Origin of the sequence: Streptomyces sp. Rer75, assembly GCF_013414305.1 — a bacterium.
GTDB lineage: Bacteria > Actinomycetota > Actinomycetes > Streptomycetales > Streptomycetaceae > Streptomyces > Streptomyces himastatinicus.
Genome location: NZ_CP058693.1, coordinates 8998160 through 9015436, shown reverse-complemented (window position 1 = coordinate 9015436; position 17277 = coordinate 8998160). Strand labels below are relative to the sequence as shown.

Here is a 17277-nt window from a genome sequence, read left to right as displayed (position 1 = left end):
GTCACTCCCTCGGTTGTGAATCCCATACGACGCCGCCCAGGTCATGGCGGCCGGATCGCAGCACGGAGAAGCCCACCGTGACGGGGTGGCCGGTGCGCGGCTGTCGCACCCAGGCCCAGCGGTCGGCACGGGCGGTCCCGTGGTCGTCCGCGAGACAGCGCCACAGGTAGTCGAGCGCCCAGGGCATGCCGTCGGCCGCCGGATCGGCGGCGAGGGGTGAGGCGGGACCGTGGGGCAGCAGCCGCAGCCCGCCGCCCTCGGACTCCCACCACGCCCCGAATTGGGGTGTATCGGGCGTAACGCCTTCGATGGCGCAGATCTCGGCGGCGAGTGCGGCATGTTCCGAGAGGGGCCACTGGGACCGCAGATACGCACGCCACCGCGCCTTCTCCGCTTCCGGCAGGGGTGTCCCGGCCCCGTGCGCGCGCACGTGTTCGCGCAGGGAGTCGAAGGCGGCGAAGACGGGCTCCTCGCCGGTGGGGACCGGCTCGTCCGCGGCGTACGGCGCGATCGCGCGCAGCGCGCGGTGCAGCTCGCCCGGGGGCTGATCCCGCTCGGGCGCGGGAGCGGCGGCGCCGAGCAGGGTGCGGGCGGTGACGGCGGCGTAGCGCAGCAGCCGTTCGTAGCGGACGGTGGAGATCCGCCGTACGGCCAGGGTGCGGCCCATCGCGGTGCGCTGCGGTTTGCCGGTGGCGGTGGCGAGGAAGCCGCCCCACCGGACGGCGGCGGGGCGTACGGCGGCCCGCTCGCACACGGTGCGCACCGCGTCGAGGGTGTCGCCGGGAGGGCCGTCGGCGACGAGACCGACCTCGTGGCCGAGCGTGGCCTCGGCCACCGGCACGGCGGCGAACCGGCCGCGCAACCCCGCGTCGTGCCAGGTGCGCTCCACGTCCAGCGGATAGTGCTTCTCGCCGCCGCGGTCGATGCGTTCCTTGGCGCGGCCCCTGAGGACGAGCAGTCCGTCGCGCAGCTCTCCGAGGTCGCCGGTGCGCAGCCAGCCGTCGGAGGTGAGGGCCTGGGCGGTGGCGGCCGGGTCGCGCCAGTAGCCGTCCATCATGTCCGGTGTCCTGATCCACACCTCGCCGGATTCGATCCGCACTTCCGTGTCGGGCAGCGGGAGTCCGACCGGCGGGAAGCGGTCCAGGTATTGCGCCGTGAAGTCCTCGCCGGTCAGCCGGGGCATGGTGAAACTGAAGTTGACCGCTTCGGTGAGCCCGTACCCCTGGCGGAGCCTGGGCCCGTAGCGCTGGTGGAAGCGCCGGGCGAGGTCGCCGGTGAGCGGGGCGGCCGCGGTGATCAGGTAGTCCAAGTCGTCCGGCCAGGCGGGTCCGGCCTCCACCAGCTCCGAGAGCAGGGCGGGGACGATCGAGCCGGTGCGGGCGCCGCCCGCCGCCAGGTCGCGCAGATAGCGTTCGGGGTCGAAGGCGGTGTGCAGGACCAGCGGGGTGCGCGTGGTGTGGGCGCCGATCAGCGACATCACGAGCGCGTTGCAGTGGTACAGCGGAAGACAGGTGCCGTGCGGGCGGTCGGGGGCGAAGCGGTGCAGCCGCGCCGTCTTGGTGGCGTTGCCGAGGACGGCGCGGCGGCTGAGCATCACGCCCTTGGGGGTGCCGGTGGACCCCGAGGTGAACATGATGAACGCCAGCTCCGCCGCCCCGGGATCGGGCTCGGCGGGCGCCCCGGGGAGGATCCGCAGCCCGATCGGGTGGGTGCGGTCGGCGGGTGTGTCGATGACGGCTGAGGCATCCACCCGCCGTACGGCGGCGGCCAGTTCCGCGTCGGAGGTGCGCGGGTGTTGTGGTACGGCGACGAGCCGCAGGTCGAAGCAGGTGAGCAAGGCACCGGCCAGCGGTTCGCCGTGCGGGAGCCGGATGACGACGCGGGCGCCGGCCGGAAGGGCGCCCAGGCCGAGCAGCTCCGCTCGGTAGCGTTGCGCCAGTTCCGCCGTGTCCAGCGGGGCGCGGTGCGCCACGGATGTCATGGGTTCTCCGTCCCTCGGGCGGTGCGGTCGTGGCGGCGCAGTTCCTGGTCGAGGATCCGGCCGAAGCCGCCGATGTGCTGGTGCTGCATGATCCGCTCGTGGTCGCTGTCCACTTCGTGGAGGGTGAGTGCACCGGTGACGAGGGGGCGCCACGCCTTCTCCAGCGACGGGCGGTTTCCGGCCGCGGCCACGTGGACGGCGTCGCCGTCGAGGACGGGTGGCCGGTAGGCACGCAGGAGCCGGGCGTTGTTCTTCGCCACCGCGACGATGCGGCCGATGTCGTCCTCGGTGAGGGTCGCGAGCGCGCTGCCCTCGGTGCGGAGCAGGGCGGTGACGGTGGCGAAGTCCAGCCCACCGGGCGGGAACCGGCGCTCGTCGTGCCCGGCGGCGGTCACCAGGATGCGGTGGATGCGCTCCTCGTCGATGGGTGCGCCGGGTGCTTCGCCGCCGTCGTCGCCGTCACCGGAGGGCGGCAGGGCGTCGACGACGCACACCAGCCCCGGTGCGACGCCCAGCTCCCGCAGCCGCACGGCCATGGCGTGGGCGACGACTCCGCCGAAGGACCAGCCCACCAGGTGGTACGGGCCGTGCGGGCGTACCGAGCGCAGCTCGTCCACGTACCGCTCGGCCATCTCCTCGATGCTGGACGGCAGTTCGCGGATGCCACCGGGGCCCTCGCCCCGCAGGGCGTAGAGCGGATGGGCGCGGTCGACGTGGTGCAGCAGCCCGGCGTACAGCCAGCCGATGCCGCTCAGCGGGTGCACACAGAACACCGGTGCCGCCTCGCCGGTGGCGCGGTACGCGATGAGGTGGCCCCGGGTGGTCGGGGTGCCGTCGTCGAGGCGGGCGGCGAGGGTGGCCGGGGTGGCGGCTTCGAACAGGTCGCGGATGGTGGGCCGCAGACCGAGTACGTCGCGGATGCGGGTGGCGAGCCGGGTGGCGCTCAGCGAGTGGCCGCCCAGGGCGAAGAAGCTGTCCGTGGCGCCGACCCGGTCCACGCCGAGCACCTCGGCGAACAACCGGCACAGCGTCTCCTCCCGCAGCGTGCCCGGCGCCCGGCTGCCGGTGCCGCTCCCCCAGTCCGGCTCGGGGAGCGCGCGCCGGTCCACCTTGCCGTTGCGGGTGAGCGGGAGGCGGTCGAGCGTGTGGAGGCGGGCCGGGAGCATATAGTCGGGCAGCCGCGCGGCCAGGTGGTCGCGTACGGAGTCGAGGTCGGCGCCGGAGGCTCCGGCGGGGCCGGGGACGATGTAGCCGACCAGCCGACGGTCGTCCGGGCCCACGTCCCACACCGCCGCGGCGGCCGCCCCGACCTGGGGGTGACTGGTCAACGCCGCCTCGATCTCGCCGAGTTCGACGCGGTGGCCGCGCAGCTTGATCTGGTCGTCGTCGCGGCCGTGGAAGCGCAGCGTGCCGTCGGCCCGCCACGAGGCCAGGTCGCCGGTGCGGTACATGAGGGCGCCGGGCGGGCCGAAGGGGTCGGCGACGAAGCGCTGCGCGGTGAGCGACGGGCGGTGCAGATAGCCGTGGGCGACGCCCGCGCCCGCCAGATACAGGTCGCCGATGGCGCCGGGCGGCACGGGCCGCAGCCGGGGGCCCAGGGCGTACGCGCGGGTGTTGGCGACGGGCCGGCCCAGGGGGACGGCGGGCTCCTGGGGGCCGGTGACGGGGTGGCAGGCGGACCAGACGGTGGTCTCGGTGGGGCCGTAGTACGAGAACAGTCGGCAGCCGAGGCCGGTGAGGGTTTCGGCGAGCGGGCCGGGGACGGCCTCGCCGCCGATGACCGCACGCATGCCGCGCAGCGCGTCCGGCCGCCGGTCGGCCAGGGTCTGCCAGCGCGAGGGGGTGGCCTGCATGACGGTGACGCGGTGCCGGGCCAGGAGGGCGAGCAGGGCATCCGGGTCGCGGAGCGTCGCGGTGTCGGCGACCACCGTGGCGGCGCCGGTGACGGGGCCGAGGAACAGTTCGGGCACCGACATGTCGAAGTTGGCGGGTGCGGCGGCCAGGACGCGGTCGCCCTCATGGACGCCGAGGCGCTCGCGCAGGGTCGCCAGGAGGTTGACCAGCGCGGGCTGCGGGACGACGACGGCCTTGGGGTGGCCGGTGGAGCCGGAGGTGTGGATCGCGTAGGCCGCGTCGTCGGGCAACCGGGCCGGGTCGGGTGAGGTGGCAAGTGCCCACGGCTCGCCACCGCTGTCCGGGGCGCGCAGGACCAGGGCGGGGCGGGCGTCGGCGAGCAGCGCGGCGATGCGGTCGGGCGGCAGGTCGGGGTCGAACGGCAGATACGCGGCACCGGTGGACATCACGGCCAGGCACGCCGTGATGAGGCCGGTGTCGCGCGGCAGGCCGACGGCGACCAGTCGGCCCGGGCCCGCGCCACGGCCCCGTAGCGTCCGGGCCAGGTCCGCGACCCGCTCGGCGAGCTGCCGGAAGTCCACCGTCTCCGTGGCCCCGATCACGGCGGGCGCGTGCGGCGTACGGCGGGCCCGGGCCGTGAACATCTCCACCACGCCCGCCCCGGCCACCTCGTGTGCCGTGTCGTTCCAGGTGGTGACGGTCCGTCGCTCCTCGTCCTCCGTGAGCAGGGGCAGGTCCGCGACGGCCCGGCCGGGGTCGGCCACGGCGGCGCGGAGCAGCCGGGCCAGCCGCTCGTTCAGGGCGTCCGCCGTGGGCCGGGTGAACAGGTCGGCGTTGTACTCCAGCACCCCGGACACGCCCGCGGGCGCGCCGGTCGCGTCGTACTCCTGCTGAAGGCTCCACAGCAGGTCCAGGCGGGCCCGGTCGCCGTGCACCGGCACCTGCCGCGCGGTGATCCCCGGCAGCTCGATGTCGGCACGTCCGGTGTCCTGGAAGGCCAGCATCACCTGGAAGACGGGGTGGTACGCGGTGGAGCGCGGCGGGTTGAGGAGCTTCACCAACTGCTCGAACGGCAGCTCCTGGTGCTCGAAGGCGTCCAGATCGGCCGTGCGCACCCGGCGCAGCAACTCGGCGAAGGAGGGGGTTCCCGACAGGTCGGTGCGCAGGACCAGGGTGTTGACGAAGCAGCCGATGGTGTCGTGCAGCGCCGCGTCGTGGCGGCCCCCGACCGCCGTGCCGATCGGGATGTCCTCGCCCGCGCCGAGCCCGGACAGCAGGGCGGCGAGCGCGGCGTGCAGCACCATGAACACGCTCACCTCGTGTTCGCGGGCGAGGGCGGTGACCCCTCGGTGCAGTTCAGCGTCCAGGGCCAGCTCGACGGTGCCGCCGCGGTGCGAGGTGGTCGGCGGGCGCGGGTGGTCGGCGGGCAGCGGCAGCACCTGCGGGATGCCGCTCAGGGCGCGCGTCCAGTACGCGGTGGCGGCGTCGGTGGGCAGCTCCCGCTGCCAGAGGGCGAAGTCCGCGTACTGCGCGGGCAGCGGCTCCCACCGGGGGGCATCACCCGCGGCCCTGGCCCGGTAGGCGGCCGAAAGGTCGCGGGTGAGCGGGGTCAGCGACCAGCCGTCGGCCGCGATGTGGTGGGGCAGAATCAGCAGGACGTGCCGGTCGGGGCCCAGCACGTACAGCGTCGCCCGCAGGGGCAGTTCCGTGGCCAGGTCGAAGGGGCGGGCGGCGTCGGCGGCGAGGCGCTCGACGAGGTCCTCCTCATCCACCTCGGCGGTCTCGAAGGGCGGTTCGACGGGGGTGATGACGCGCTGCCAGGGCTCGCCGTCGTGGACCTCCACCACGGTGCGCAGGATCTCGTGGCGCGTCAGGACGTCCATCAGCGCGGCGCGCAGCGCCTCGGTGTCCAGCGGGCCGTCGAGCGTGAAGGCGAAGGGCATGTGGTACGTCGGCCCGGCGTCCTCGAAGTGGTGGAGGAACCACAGGCGGCGCTGGGCGAACGACAGCGGGACACGGGCCGGGCGCAGCCCGGGGCGCAGTGGCGGGCGCTGCGCGGGACGTCCGGCCGGGGCCCGGCGGGGCTCGCGCTGCGCGGTGACGCGCGGGGCGAGCGCGGCCACGGTGGGCGCGTCGAACAGGGTGCGGATGGCGAGGTCGATGCCGAGGCCCGCACGGATCTTGTTGATCAGCTGGGTGGCGAGCAGCGAGTGTCCGCCGAGGTCGAAGAAGCCGTCCTCCACGCCGACTTCGGGTACGCCGAGCGTTTCGGCGAAGGCGCGGCACAGGAACCGTTCCAGCTCGGTGGCGGGCGCCCGCCCGGCGCCGGTCCGCAGCCCCTCGGTGGGGTCGGGCAGGGCGCGCCGGTCGAGCTTGCCGTTGCGGGTGAGCGGCAGCCGGGCGATCGGCACCACGAAGCCGGGCACCATGTATCCGGGCAGGTGGTCGGCGGCGTACCGGCGCAGCGCGGCCGGGTCGAGGCGGGTGTCCGCGGTCGCGGGGACGGTGTACGCCACGAGTTGGGCGCCACCGTCCGCGCCGCCGTCCTTGACGAGGACCGCGGCCTGGACGACGTCGGGGTGGCGCTCCAGGACGGCCTCGATCTCGCCCGGCTCGATCCGGAAACCGCGCACCTTCACCTGCTGGTCGGTGCGGCCCAGGTACTCCAGCGTGCCGTCCTGCCACCGGCGCGCCAGGTCTCCCGAGCGGTACATCCGGGAGCCGGGCGGGCCGAAGGGGTCGGCCACGAAACGGGTCGCGGTCAGGGCCTCCCGTCCCAGGTAGCCGCGGGTCACGCCGGGGCCGGAGAGGTAGATCTCGCCGGGGCAGCCGGGCGGCACGGGCCGCAGCGCGTGGTCGAGCAGGTGCAGCCGCAGGTCGGCGAGCGGTTCGCCGATGGCGCTGCGGGTGTCGGCCGGGTCGGTCAGTTCGGCGTACGTGGAGTGCACGGTGGTCTCGGTGATGCCGTACATGTTCACCAGCCGGGGGCGGCCGTGGGTGGCGGGGCCCTCGGGATACCAGTGGCGTATGCGGCGCGGGTCCAGCGCCTCCCCGGCGAAGACCACGACGCGCAGCGCGTGCCGGGGCGGGCCGTCGGCCTCCCGCGCCATGTCGGCTTCCGCCTGGGCGAGTTGGTAGAAGGCCGACGGCGTCTGGCAGAGGGCCGTAACCCGTTCGCGGACGAGCAGCTGCCACATCTCGCGGGGCGACCGGCTGACGGTGTGCGGTACGACGACGAGCCGCCCGCCACGGCCGAGCGCCGCCCACAGTTCCCACACGGACACGTCGAAGGCGTACGAGTGGAACAGGGCGTGCACATCGTCCGGGCCGAAGCCGAACTGCTCGTCGGTGGTGTCCAGCAGCCGTACGACGTTGTCGTGGGTGACCACGACGCCCTTGGGGGTGCCGGTCGAGCCGGAGGTGTGGATGACGTAGGCGGTGGTGTGCGGGTCGGTGCACCGGCCGAGGTCACCGGCCGGGCCGGTGGCCAGGGCGGCGGCCGTCTCCGGGTCGTCCAGCAGCAGCCGGTCCCGGCCGGGCGGCAGCAGGGCCGCGGTGTCGGCCGTCGCCACGGCCAGCGGCGGGTCGGCCTCGTCGAGCACATGGCGGACGCGCTCGGGCGGGGTGGCCGGGTCCAGCGGTACGTAGCCCGCACCGGACTTGAGCACGGCGAGGATGGCGGTCACCAGGTCGGCACCGCGTGGCAGGGCGAGGGCGACGAGTCGGCCCGGGCCCGCGCCACGGGCCACGAGCGCCCGCGCGAGGCGGTTGGCCCGCTCGTTCAACTCGCGGTAGCCGAGGGTGCGTTCGCCGTCGGTCAGCGCGGGGGCGTCGGGTCGCAGTGCCGCCTGCGCCTCGAACAGCGCGGGCAGGGTGACACGGCCCGGTGTCCGCTCGACGGCCGGGGGCCGGGGTGTCCGCTCGTGCGGCAGCAGGAGGCCGATGTCGGCGAGCCGGACGCCGGGCGCGGCGGCGATACGGCCGAGCAGCGCGCCGAGCCGGTCGAGCAGGCGCCGGGCGGCGTCCGCGTCGAGGACTCCGGTGTGGTGGTCGAGCCGCAGGCCGAGTCGCGTGCCGTCGCCGGGGATGACGATGAGCGACAGGGGGTAGTGCGTACCGTCCATCACCCGCAGCCCGGTGACCTCGATGCCGGGCGCGACGTCCCGCAGGACATCGGCGTCGATCGGGTAGTTCTCGAACACGACGAGGGTGTCGAACAGTTCGCCGTGTCCGGCCAGGCGCTGGAGCCGGGTGAGATCGGCGTACTGGTGCTCGACGACGGCGAGCTGCTGGTCGCGCAGCGCGCGCAGCGTCTCCTCGACGGTGCGGGAAGGATCGAGGCGGACCCGGACCGGGATGGTGTTGATCAGCAGGCCGACGATGTTCTCCACACCGGGCAGCTCGGGCGGGCGGCCGGAGACCGTGGCGCCGAAGACGACGTCGTCACGGCCGGTGTGGGCGCCCAGCAGCATCGCCCAGCCGAGCCGTACGAGGGTGTTGACGGTCAGCCCGTGCGCACGGGCCGCCCGCCGCAGTGCGTCCGTCACTTCGGCATCCAGCTCGGCGTCGGCCTGGCCGTGGTGGGAGGCGCTGTCCCGGCCGCGCTCGCCACCGACCAGGGTGGGCCCGTCCAGCCCGGACAGGACACCGCGCCACGCGGCCTCGTCCGCCTCGGCGTCGCGCGTGGCGAGCCAGTCCAGGTAGGCGCGGTACGGCGTGGCGGCCGGGGGCGTTCCGCCCGCGTAGAGGGTGAAGAGCTCCCGGACCGCTATCGGCCAGGACCAGCCGTCCAGCAGGATGTGATGGGCCGTCAGTACGAAGACGTGGCGCCGCCCGACGGCCCGCAGGAGAGTGGCGCGCAGCGCGGGCGGCCGGGCGAGGTCGAACCGCACACGCCGGTCCCGGTCGAGGAAGGCGGCCTCCTCCGCGGGGGACGCCACCCGCTCCTCCCGCCACGGAACGTCGATGTGGTCCGGCACCGTCTGCACGGGCCTGCCGACGGCGTCCGGCCGGAACCCGGCGGCCAGGTTCGGATGCCTGCGCACCAGGGCGCGCAGCGCCTCGCGCAGTGCCGTTGCGTCGAGTTCACCGGTCAGCTCGAAGACGAACTGGACGAGATACGGGTCGGCGCTGCCGTCTTCGCCCTGGTCGTACTGGGAGTGGAACAGCAGCCCTTGGGCGAGGGGCGCCAGCGGCAACGCCTCGCCCTCGCGGTCCGCCGCGGCCACCGCGGGTCGCCCGGCCACCGCGGCTGCCGCGGGTCGCTCGGCCGCACCGGCGGCCAGCGCCGCGAGGTGGTCGAACCAGCGCTCGGCCAGGTCCGCCATGTGCGCGTCGTCCAGCAGGCGACCGGCCCAGGACCACATGGCGGTGAGCCGGGGGCCTTCGGGGTGGTCGACGATGACGGAGTCGAGTTCGACGGTGTGCGCCAGCGGCAGTTCCGGCGACGCCCCTGACGCGAGGACGCTCCCGTCCGGGCTCCAGTCCCGCTCGCCGTCCGCCTCGAAGCGGCCGAGGTAGTTGAAGGCGATCCGGGGCGGTGCGGGTGCGGCCAGCCGGGTGGCGGTGTCCGGGTTGAGGTGGCGCAGCAGGCCGTAGCCGAGGCCATGGGCCGGTACGTCGCGCAGGGCCGCGCGGACCCGGGCCACGGCCACGTCCCACGGCGTGTCCCCGTCCCCCGCGTCGAGCAGCACCGGGTGGATGACGGTGAACCAGCCGACCGTACGCGACAGTTCGAGACCGGCGGCGAACTCCTCCCGGCCGTGGCCCTCCAGGTCGAGCCCGACGGCCGTCTCGCTCGCGCCCCGCCAGTCCGCGACGGCCCGGACGAACGCGGTCAGCAGCAGGTCGTTCAGCGAGGCGCCGAACGCGGCGGTGGCCCGCTCCGCCAGGGCCGCGGTCAGCGGGGCCGGAAGGGTGCGGGTGTGGTGGCGGCGGGTGGCCTCGGTGTCCCGCTCCGGGTCCGGCCGCGGCTCCGTCTGGAGGTGGCCGACCGCGTTGGCGACCTGGGTCCAGTACGGGAGTTCGGCCAGGACCGACGCGTCCCGGGCATGCGCCGCCAGCGCCCTGCTCCACCTCCCGAAGCCCGTGCCGACGGGCGGCGGTGCCGGGGTCCGGCCGTCAGCCGTCGCGCGCCAGCCGTCGCGCAGGTCGTCGAGCAGGATCCGCCACGACACCCCGTCGACGGCGAGGTGGTGCACGGTGAGGACGAGCGTGCCGGGCCGATCGGCCCCGGCGTCGAACCACTCCGCGTGGACGACGCGCCCCTCCTCGGGGTCCAGCCGCTCTCCGGCCCGCGCGGCGTGCTCCCGTACGGCGGCGTCCAGCGCCTGCCGGTCCAGGCCGGACGCGTCGTGCCGGACCAGTGCGATCCGGCCGTGGGGTTCGGTCCGCAGCTCCCAGGAGGAGTCCCGCGCCACCAGCCGGAGGCGCAGCATGTCGTGCCGGTCGAGCAGCCCTTGGAGGAGGGTGCGCAGCCTCGGCAGGTCCAGTGCGGCGGGGGTGCGCAGCGCCATCGACTGCGCGAACCCGGCGACGGGCCCGCCGCGCTCGCGCAGCCAGTGCATCACGGGTGTCGGCTCCACCGCCGGGTCGTCGTCGGTGTCGGTGTCGGTGTCGCGGGCGGGGACGTTCGGGCCCGTGGGCAGCGGGGGCCGGTCGGCCAGGGTCGCGGCCAGCGCGGCGACCGTGGGGTGGCGGAAGACGTCCTGGGAGGTGAGCGGGAGCCCCGCCCGCCTGGCCCGGCTGACCAGGTGGATCGCCAGGATGCTGTCTCCGCCCAGGGTGAAGAAGCCGGTGTCCGGGGGGATGTGCTGTTCGCCCAGCACCTCGCGGAACAACGCGATCAGCGTCTCCTCGGCGGGCGAGCGGGGCGGCCGGTCCGCGCCGGTGCCGTTCGTACCGTCCTCGGCGTCGCGTCGCGGGGTGGGCGGCGCGGGCAGCGCGGCGCGGTCGAGCTTGCCGTTACGGGTGAGGGGAAGCCGTTCGACGGGGACGATCGCCGACGGCACCATGAACGCCGGAAGGTGCTCGGTGGCGTGGCGCCGCAACGCGTCGGCGTCGGCGTCCCCGTCCGCCTCCGGCCGCGCGGTGACGACGTACGACACGAGCCTGCGCTCACCGGGCCGGTCCTCGCGGAGCACGGTGGCGGCCCGGGTCACGGCCGGGTGGCGGCACAACGCGGCGTCGATCTCGCCGGGTTCGACCCGGTAGCCGCGCAGTTTGACCTGGCTGTCGGCGCGGCCCGCGAAGTCCAGGGTCCGGTCCGGGTTCCAGCGGGCGAGGTCTCCGGTGCGGTACATCCGGGCGCCGGGCGGGCCGAACGGACAGGCCACGAAGCGCTCCGCGGTCCGGCGCGGCGCGCCGAGGTAGCCGCGGGCGAGCCCGGTGCCGGACAGGTAGACCTCGCCGGTGACACCGGGCGGGACGGGGCGCAGCGCGTCGTCGAGGAGGTGCACCCGGGTGCCGTCGAGCGGGCTGCCGATGGGGATCGAGGCCGTGTGTTCGGGGAGGTGGTCCACCGGGTGCCGGGTGGCGAAGACCGTGGTCTCGGTGGGTCCGTAGCCGTTGACGACGGCGGGGGCCCGGGGCGCGGAGCGGACGCGTCGTACGGCCTCGGGCGCGACCACGTCGCCGCCGGTCCACACCTGGCGGACACCGGCGAGGCAGTCGGGGTCCTCCTCGGCGAGCGCCGCGAACAGGCCCGCCGTCAGCCACAGTCCGGTGACGCGGTGGGCGGCTATGACATCGCGGAGGACGCCGAGGTCCATCCGGCCCGGCGGGGCGATGACGATCTCGCCGCCGGTGAGCAGCGGCACCCACAGTTCCAGGTTGAGCGCGTCGAAGGCGTGCGGGGAGTGCAGCAGCACCCGTGCGGCGCCGCCTTCGTCCCACCAGCGGTCGGCGGCGAGCCGTACGAGATTGGCGTGGGTGATGGCGACGCCCTTCGGGGTGCCGGTCGAGCCCGAGGTGTACATCACGCACGCAAGGTGCTCCGGCTGCACGTTCACCGGAAGGTGCCGCGGCGGGCCGGACGGCTCGTCGCCGAGGGCGCCGAGGACGTGGACTTGGTGTCCCCGGTCGCGGAACCACGTGGCGATGTCGTCGTCCTGGGTCGTGGCGTCGGTGATCAGGAACCGCGCTCCGGCTCCGTCGGCGATCGCGGCCAGGCGGCTCGGGGCGTCCGCGCGGTGCAGCGGCAGATACGCGGCGCCCGCCTTGACCACGCCCAGCACGGCGACGACGAGATCGGGCGAGCGCTCGACCAGGAGCGCCACCGGTGTCTCGGCGGTGACGCCCGCCGCGGTCAGCCGGGCCGCGAGGGCGGTGGCGCGGGCGTCGAGCTGCCGGTAGGTGAGCCGTTCGCCGGTCGCGGCCGAGCGCACGGCGAACGCCTCGGGCGTGGCGGCGACATGGGCCTCGAACCCCGCGAGCGCCGTGCGCGCCGGGCCGGTGTACCGCTGCGGCCGCCCGCTGCCCGCCGCCCCGATCCGGTCGCGCTCGGCGGCCGAGGTGACGGCGTAACGCGCCACGGGGGTCCGGCCCGGGCGGGCGGCGGCCTGGCGCAGCACGCGCAGGAAGCGGTCACTGGCGTCGCGCAGCAGCTCCGGGGAGTGGTTGGCGGGGTTGGCGTCGGCGTCGATGGTGAGCGGGCCGTCGCCGCGGTCGTAGGCCACCAGGGACAGGTCCTCCGACGGCGGCGCCTGGAGGTTGTGCACGGTGGCGGTGGCCGGGCCGAAGCGCAGACCGTAGGCGAAGCGCTGGATGTTGAGCACGGGCCCGAAGAAGCGCCGCCCGTCCTGGGGGTAGTGCAGGTCGCGGCGCAGTTGTTCGCCCCGGTAGCGCTGGTGCCGCTGGACGAGGGCGATCGCCTCGTCGGCCCGGGCCGCCAGGTCCGTGAAGGGGGCGGCGGGGTCGACGGACAGGCGCAGCGGCAGCACGTTGGCCGACATGCCGGGCACCCGACGGCTCTGCTCGCTGACCCGTCCGGTGACGGGCAGGCTCAGGACGACGTCCCGGCTGCCGGTCATCGCGTGGACGAAGACGGCGGTCGCCGCGATGACGAGCCGTGACCAGCGCTGCCCCATGTCCTGTGCGGCCGCCCGCAATTGGGCGAACTCCGCTTCCGGCAGGGTGCTGGTCAGCCGCAGCGAGGCGGCCGGGACCGGGGCCGGGCGCGGGGCCAGGCTCAGGAATTCCGGGTGGCCTTCCATGTGGCCGAGCCACCACTGCCGGTCGGCCTCCCACTGGGGTGAGGCGGGGTAGGCCCGCTCCTCGTCGAGGACGGCACGGAGCGGGCTCCAGCCGTTGTCGGGTATCGGGCCGCCGTCGAGCAGGCTGCCGTAGAGGTCCGCGACGCGGCGCGAGAAGAGCGTCATTCCGAAGCCGTCGAGGACGATGTGGTGCACCCGGGTGAACAGCAGATGCCGCTGGTCGCCGATCCGCAGGACGGCGCCGTCGAACAGCTCGCCCTCGGCCAGGTCGACGGGCCGGGACAGCTCCTTGCGCATCCAGGCGAGGGCCGTCGCGTACGGGTCGGGCTCGTGCCGCAGGTCGCGCACCGGGAAGGGGACGGAGCGCGGGCGCGCCACGTGCTGGACCGGCCGTCCGTCCGGCGTCTCGGCGAAGCGGACGTGGAGGGCTTCGGTCTCGCGCACGGCCTGCCGGACGGCGGCCACGAGGACACCGGTGTCGAGTGCGCCGGTGATGTCGGTGTACTCGCCCCAGAGGTACGGCGAGGACAGGTCGGGCCGGGACCGCTCGGCCAGCCACACGCCTGACTGCGCCTCGGAAAGGGGGAGTTCGGTGCCGGTTTCGTCCAGGGCCATGAGGTTCCCGCCCGGTCGCCGTGTGACGACCTCAACGTAGAAGTGGCTTCACAGGGCGATTTGCATCAGTCGTCGGGCTGTTCGGGCACGGGCCGCTCGGCGGTGATCCGATCTTGTCCGGTCGCCGGAAGACTAACAGGCGAGTAAAGACCTCGCAAAGGGATGGCAATGGAGAGGATCATCACTCCGGGCCGCCGCATAGCGGCGGCACACAACAGATCGCCGCAGCTCACAGCCCTGGAGTAGCAATTCGGCCAGGAAAACGGCCGATTCGGGTCCCGCGCGATCGAGCACGCCCGGGCCTTCGGCGGTCACTCCCTCCCCTGTCTGCCCATGCGCCGGTCCCTCAACACCCGCCCATGCCACCCCTTATTGAGCAACCGTCCCATCCGCAAATACTGCGCGGGGTGCATCCGCACGAAACCGCCCGCCGAAGGCCACATCGTCGGTGGCCTCGGCGGGCGGTCGGGTCGGTGGGGTCGGGCGGGGCGGACGGGGCGGACGGGTCCGTGGGGTCGGTCGGGCGGTCGGGCGGCCTGTCAGATGCGGCCGCCCGTCCACCGCGTGACGGGACCGTGGCCGCTGCGCTCCGCATGGCGGCCCACGGCGTAGGACGCCGCGCTGAGGGCGGTGACCCCGGCCGCGGCACCGGCCGCGATGAGCTTGCGGTGCTTCAGGACGGTCCAGGCGGTCGTGGCGGCAGAGGTCACCTGCCCGGCCGCCGAGGTCACACCCTTCAGCGTGCTGGTCACGGCGGTGCCGGCCGACTCGGCCGCCTTCCCCGCCGTGGCCCCCACCGAGGTCACGGCGTTGCCGACGGCACTGCCCGCACCGGCCGCGGCGCGTGCCGCGCCGGTCCCGGCGGACTCGGCGGCATCGGCGGTCGACTGGCCTGCGGACTCCGCCTTCGCCGCCGTCTTCCCCGCCGCCTTCGCGGAGGTCTCCTTGGCCTTGGCGGCTGTCGCCTTCGTGGCCTTGGTCGCGCGGTCGGTCGATTCGTTGTTCGCTCGTGCGTTAGCCATGCTGCACGAATTGCCCGATCCGGCCGATGCAAACAAGGCATGGAGATTCCGGTGAGGTCCCATGGCCGTCGCGCGACCCCGTCGACCCAATTCCATTCGTTCGAGTGAAACGGCGATCGGTTGACGCCGCCTGTGCGCGCCGTCGACCGGATAGTGAGCCGGCGGCCGGGCGCACAGCTCCGGTCACCGACCGGAAGGGGACACGGTTCATGCGCACAGAGGCCACCAAGCGGGTCGCGCTCGTTTTCTCCCTGCTCGACGCCGATGGAAACGGCGTCCTGGAAGCCGATGACTTCGAGCTGATGGCGGGCCGCGTCGTCGAGGCGGCGCCCGACGCGGACGAGGCGGCGAAGGACACGATGCGCGCGGCGTTCCGTCAGTACTGGACGACGCTGCGCAGGGAAGCGGACGCCAACGGGGACGGCGAGATCACCTTCGAGGAGTACACCGCCTGCGTGCTCTCGCCCGAGCGGTTCGACGCGACGATCGACGCGTTCGCCGAGGCGCTGGCCGCGCTCGGGGACCCGGGCGGCGACGGGACAGTCGAACGCCCCGCGTTCGTGGCGCTGATGACCGCCATCGGCTTCGAGCGCGCGAACATCGACGCCCTCTTCGACGCCTTCGGTCCCTCGGAGGCGGACCGGATCCAGGTGGCGACCTGGGTCGACGGGATCAAGGACTACTACGCCCCGGGCAAGGCCGGAATTCCCGGCGATCACCTGGTCGCGGGCACGGCGGTCTGACCACGGGGGACGGCGGCCGGGTGGGCACGGCGCACCGGGGAGGGGGACGCATGACCGACGCGACGCGAGAGAACACCGGCGTGACGCGGGAGAACACCGGCGTGGCACGAGGCGTCGGGCAGACCGCTCTCATGGTCGCCGCGGCGCGGGCGATCGAGGCCCACCGCCCCGACGCGCTCGCGCGGGACCCGTACGCGGAGCACTTCGTGCGCGCCGCGGGGCGGGCGTCCGCGAACTGGCCGGTGCGGCCCCAGCAGGTGCCGGGCGGAGACGCCGATCCCCTCTGGGGTCGGCTGGGGCGCTACTTCGGTCTGCGGACCCGGGTGCTCGACGACTTCCTCCTGGCCCGGGCGCGCGCGGGCACCCGCCAGGTGGTCCTGCTCGGGGCGGGGCTCGACTCGCGGGCGTACCGCCTCGACTGGCCGCCCGGCTGCACGGTGTTCGAGATCGACCAGGAGCCGATCCTCGCGTTCAAGCACGGGGTGCTCGACGGACTGCGTGACGCGCCCCGGGCGGAGCGCGTCACGCTCGCGGCCGATCTGCGATCCGACTGGGCCGGAGCGCTCACCGCCGCGCGCTTCGATCCGGCAAAGCCGACCGCCTGGCTGGCGGAGGGGCTCTTGCTCTATCTGCCCTCCGCCGCCGAACGGCTGCTCGTGGAAACGGTGGACGGGCTGAGCGCGGCGGGGAGCACCCTCGCGTACGAGGTGAAGCTCGGCACGGAGTCGGCGGCGGTCCGCGACAGCCCCGTCTACTCCGCGGCCCGGCTCCGGATCGGTGTCGACCTGCTCGCCCTCTTCGACGGCGAGCCGCGGCCCGACACCGCCGGAGACCTGACCGCGCGGGGCTGGTCCACGACGGTCCGCACCCCGTTCGACTTCACGAGCCGCTACGGACGCGGCCCGCGCCCGGAGCGGCACGACGCCCTGGCCGCCAACCGGTGGGTGTTCGCGCACGCTCCGGACCGGTGACGGCTCAGACCGCGGTGCGTTCCACCGGGATCCACAACTCCGCGTCCGCCTCCGCCCCGTCCTGCGACACCTGAGTGCGCAGGATCTCGGGCCCCGGCCTGCTCTGGTACGGGTTGGACGGGAACCACTGCGTGAACACGTCGCGCCACAGGTACTGGAGCGCCTGCGGGAACGATCCGGAGTTCTCGAACACGGCCCAGGTCCCCGCCGGGACGGTGAGCGTGTCCAGGTCCCCGGGACCGGCGGACCGGCTCACCACGCCGTGGTAGTAGTCGAGTTCGGTTCCCTCCGCCCGGCTCGGGTCGAGGTCGTCACTGACCCCGACGATCCCCTCCGGCTCCTGATCGGACAGTGCGGTGATGCGCCGCATCGTCTCCTTGTCGATGCCGCGGATGAATGCGGCGATCGCCGGGTTCATCCCCTCGTGGACGAGCGGAACCGTGGCCTTCTTGCCGACCACATGGAACTGCTCCCTCTCCACGACCCGGTATCGCATGGTGCTACCCCCTTCGACGATGAGGCGGAAGGACATCCGTGGCTGGGAGTTCAGCGTGGCGCCCCTGCGCCGGGCCTCGCCCGGACCCACGCCGTGGTGGGCGCGGAACGCACGCGCGAACGCCTCCCCCGACCCGTAGCCGTAGCGCACCGCGATCTCCAGCAGCGTCCGCTCCCCGGCGAGCACTTCGGCCCCGGCGACGGTGAGCCGTCTGCGCCGGATGTATTCCGACAGCGACAGCCCCGCCAGCGCGGAGAACATCCGCCGGAAGTGGTGTTCCGACGTCATCGCGATCCGTGCCAGCTCGGTCACCTCGATCCGCTGATCGAGATGCGACTCGATGTGGTCCAGGGCCTCGTTCAGCCGCTCCAGCACCTCGGTCT

Annotated in this window: 6 protein-coding genes; 2 read left to right on the top strand and 4 right to left on the bottom strand. The window is 74.4% G+C overall.

Annotated features, from left to right (window positions below):
- Position 1 precedes the first annotated feature (1 nt).
- From HYQ63_RS38315 to HYQ63_RS38305, 3 genes are all read right to left on the bottom strand, one after another.
- Positions 2-1981: a class I adenylate-forming enzyme family protein gene (locus HYQ63_RS38315; RefSeq protein ID WP_179938267.1), complete on the bottom strand. Its 1980-nt coding sequence runs from the start codon at positions 1979-1981 to the stop codon at positions 2-4.
- A complete protein-coding gene (locus HYQ63_RS38310) occupies positions 1978-13662 on the bottom strand; it encodes an amino acid adenylation domain-containing protein (protein WP_179938266.1) in 11685 nt (3894 codons plus the stop codon). Before HYQ63_RS38310 ends, HYQ63_RS38315 begins: the two co-directional genes overlap by 4 nt.
- 539 nt (positions 13663-14201) lie before the next feature.
- Positions 14202-14684 (bottom strand): hypothetical protein, encoded by a 483-nt coding sequence (locus HYQ63_RS38305; protein ID WP_179938265.1) that lies wholly within the window; start codon positions 14682-14684, stop codon positions 14202-14204.
- Between the two features lie 209 nt (positions 14685-14893).
- Between HYQ63_RS38305 and HYQ63_RS38300 the strand changes: the two genes are divergently transcribed.
- Together HYQ63_RS38300 and HYQ63_RS38295 are read left to right on the top strand one after the other, a co-directional pair.
- Positions 14894-15427, top strand: coding sequence for an EF-hand domain-containing protein (locus tag HYQ63_RS38300; protein ID WP_179938264.1), 534 nt, complete (start codon positions 14894-14896; stop codon positions 15425-15427).
- A 50-nt stretch (positions 15428-15477) separates the two neighbouring features.
- Positions 15478-16398: a class I SAM-dependent methyltransferase gene (locus HYQ63_RS38295; protein ID WP_179938263.1), complete on the top strand. Its 921-nt coding sequence runs from the start codon at positions 15478-15480 to the stop codon at positions 16396-16398.
- Positions 16399-16402: 4 nt separating this feature from the next.
- On the opposite strand, the gene HYQ63_RS38290 is transcribed toward HYQ63_RS38295, so the two are convergent.
- Positions 16403-17269, bottom strand: a complete 867-nt coding sequence (locus tag HYQ63_RS38290; protein ID WP_179938262.1) for an AraC family transcriptional regulator — start codon at positions 17267-17269, stop codon at positions 16403-16405.
- Positions 17270-17277 lie beyond the last annotated feature (8 nt).